Annotated in this window: 2 rRNA genes; both read left to right on the plus strand. The window is 52.4% G+C overall.

Annotated features, from left to right (window positions below):
* Nucleotides 1-188 precede the first annotated feature (188 nt).
* A 23S ribosomal RNA gene (locus tag AC5I6P_RS03345) occupies nucleotides 189-3,077 on the plus strand.
* Nucleotides 3,078-3,185: 108 nt separating this feature from the next.
* A 5S ribosomal RNA gene (rrf, locus tag AC5I6P_RS03350) occupies nucleotides 3,186-3,302 on the plus strand.
* Nucleotides 3,303-3,311: the final 9 nt, after the last annotated feature.

A 3,311-nucleotide genomic window follows, 5' to 3' on the forward strand; every position in this document is an offset into this window, starting at 1 on the left:
ATGTATTCAGCAACAGTATTAGTTGAACTAAGCTGCCTGCTGGGAGACATTCCAGCGAGAACCATGAAAACTGCATAGTGATAAGCAATTAAGTCAGGTAGAAGGTTAGTTGTGTTCATTCATCGATTGATTGATCAATGGATGAGGCAATTAACGCTTCATAGACACCAATGTAAAGACAAGTTAGTGGTCAAGCTAACAAGGGCAGATGGTGGATACCTAGGCACACAGAGGCGATGAAGGACGTGGCGACCGACGATATGCACCGAGGAGCTGGAAGCAGGCTTTGATCCGGTGATTTCCGAATAGGGCAACCTTAAATACTGCTCCTTGAATCCATAGGGGAGTCAGAGCCAACCCAGCGAATTGAAACATCTTAGTAGCTGGAGGAAGAGAAAGCAAACGCGATTTCCGGAGTAGCGGCGAGCGAAATGGAAACAGCCTAAACCAGGATGCATGCATTCTGGGGTTGTGGGACAGCGATGTGGATCGTGAACGTTAGACGAAGCAGTGGGAAGCTGCACCAGAGGAGGTGAAAGTCCTGTAGTCGAAAACAGAAGCGACCTAGCTGGATCCCGAGTAGCATGGGGCACGTGAAATCCCGTGTGAATCCGCGAGGACCACCTCGTAAGGCTAAATACTCCTGTGTGACCGATAGTGAACTAGTACCGCGAGGGAACGGTGAAAAGAACCCCGGGAGGGGAGTGAAATAGAACATGAAACCATCTGCTTACAAGCAATGGGAGGACGATTCAACGTCTGACCGTGTGCCTGTTGAAGAATGAGCCGGCGACTTATAAGCACAGGTAGATTAAGACGGGAATGTCGAAGTCAGAGCGAAAGCGAGTCTGAATAGGGCGCGATATCTGTGTTTATAGACCCGAACCCGGGTGATCTAACCATGGGCAGGATGAAGCTTGGGTAACACCAAGTGGAGGTCCGAACCGACCGATGTTGAAAAATCGGCGGATGACCTGTGGTTAGGGGTGAAATGCCAATCGAACCCGGAGCTAGCTGGTTCTCCCCGAAATGTGTTGAGGCGCAGCGGTAGAAGTTTAAGTCTGGGGGTAAAGCACTGATTCGGTGCGGGCTGCGAGAGCGGTACCAAATCGAGTCAAACTCTGAATACCAGATGTAGATTCTGCCAGTGAGACGGTGGGGGATAAGCTTCATCGTCAAGAGGGAAACAGCCCAGACCACCAGCTAAGGTCCCCAAATCACATCTCAGTGATAAAGGAGGTGGGAGTGCAGAGACAACCAGGAGGTTTGCCTAGAAGCAGCCATCCTTGAAAGAGTGCGTAATAGCTCACTGGTCAAGCGATTCTGCGCCGAAAATGAACGGGGCTAAGTGACATACCGAAGCGATGGAAATGGTTAAATTACTACCATTTGGTAGGGGAGCGTTCTGTTGTAGTGTGAAGCATCAGCGTGAGCAGGTGTGGACGAAGCAGAAGTGAGAATGTCGGCTTGAGTAGCGCAAACATTGGTGAGAATCCAATGCCCTGAAATCCCAAGGGTTCCTCCGGAAGGCTCGTCCGCGGAGGGTGAGTCAGGTCCTAAGGCGAGGTCAAACGACGTAGTCGATGGATAATCGGTTAAGATTCCGATACTGATTCTGGATTGTGCAGAGGGACGGAGAAGGCTAACACAGCTCCATGTTGGTTAGGAGTTCAAGTGTGCGAGGCGATGAGAGACGGTGAAAACGTCTTGAGCGGAGCCATGAGTACGAGGGTCTACGGACCCGAAGTGTGTGACGTCAAGCTTCCAAGAAAAGCTCTAACCACGTTAATCCAGAATTACCTGTACCCGAAACCGACACAGGTGGGATGGTTGAGAATACCCAAGGGCGCGAGATAACTCTCTCTAAGGAACTCGGCAAAATGGCCCCGTAACTTCGGGAGAAGGGGTGCCACCGAGAGGTGGTCGCAGTGAAGAGGCCCAAGCGACTGTTTACCAAAAACACAGGTCTCCGCGAAGTCGAAAGACGAAGTATGGGGGCTGACGCCTGCCCAGTGCCGGAAGGTTAAGGAAGTCGGTCAGGGGGAAACCCTGAAGCTGGCGACTGAAGCCCCGGTGAACGGCGGCCGTAACTATAACGGTCCTAAGGTAGCGAAATTCCTTGTCGGGTAAGTTCCGACCCGCACGAAAGGCGTAACGATTTGGGCGCTGTCTCGGAGAGAGGCTCGGCGAAATAGGAGTGTCTGTGAAGATACGGACTACCTGCACCTGGACAGAAAGACCCTATGAAGCTTTACTGTAGCCTGGTATTGGCTTCGGGCTTTGGCTGCGCAGAATAGGTGGGAGACGTTGATCTTGCTCTTGTGGGAGCAAGGGAGTCATCGGTGAGATACCACTCTGCTAAGGCTAGAAGTCTAACCTGCTGCCGTGATCCGGCGCGGGAACAGTATCAGGGGGGCAGTTTGACTGGGGCGGTCGCCTCCCAAAAGGTAACGGAGGCGCGCAAAGGTTCTCTCAGGCTGGTTGGAAATCAGCCGTTGAGTGTAAAAGCACAAGAGAGCTTGACTGTGAGACGTACATGTCGAACAGGGACGAAAGTCGGCTTTAGTGATCCGACGGCGCTGCGTGGAAAGGCCGTCGCTAAACGGATAAAAGTTACTCTAGGGATAACAGGCTGATCTCCGCCAAGAGTTCACATCGACGCGGAGGTTTGGCACCTCGATGTCGGCTCATCGCAACCTGGGGCGGTAGTACGTCCCAAGGGTTGGGCTGTTCGCCCATTAAAGCGGTACGTGAGCTGGGTTCAGAACGTCGTGAGACAGTTCGGTCCATATCCGGTGCAGGCGTAGGAGTATTGAGAGGAGTCTTCCTTAGTACGAGAGGACCGGGAAGAACACACCGCTGGTGTACCAGTTATCGTGCCAACGGTAAACGCTGGGTAGCCATGTGTGGCGTGGATAACCGCTGAAAGCATCTAAGTGGGAAGCCCCCCTCAAGATGAGTACTCCCATGGGGTTAACCCAGTAAGGTCACGGGTAGAACACCCGTTGATAGGTGCGAGATAGAAGCGCAGCAATGCGTGCAGTCGACGCATACTAATAGACCGAGGGCTTGACCTCGGTTGGTCCATAATTTGAGTGTCAAAATTCCTGACCCAACACGGTTTGCTTATCCTGTGCAGCCTTCATGGCTCTCTTCATCTCCGGATGATAGACCCGTTAGGTTTTCCTGGTGGTTTTGGCGATTTGGCTCCACCCTCATCCATCCCGAACTGAGGTGTGAAACGAATCTGCGGCGACGATAGTGGGAGGGTTGCCTCCTGTCAAAATAGCGCATCGCCAGGGTAATAGTTG

Source organism: Myxacorys sp., from assembly GCF_059501405.1.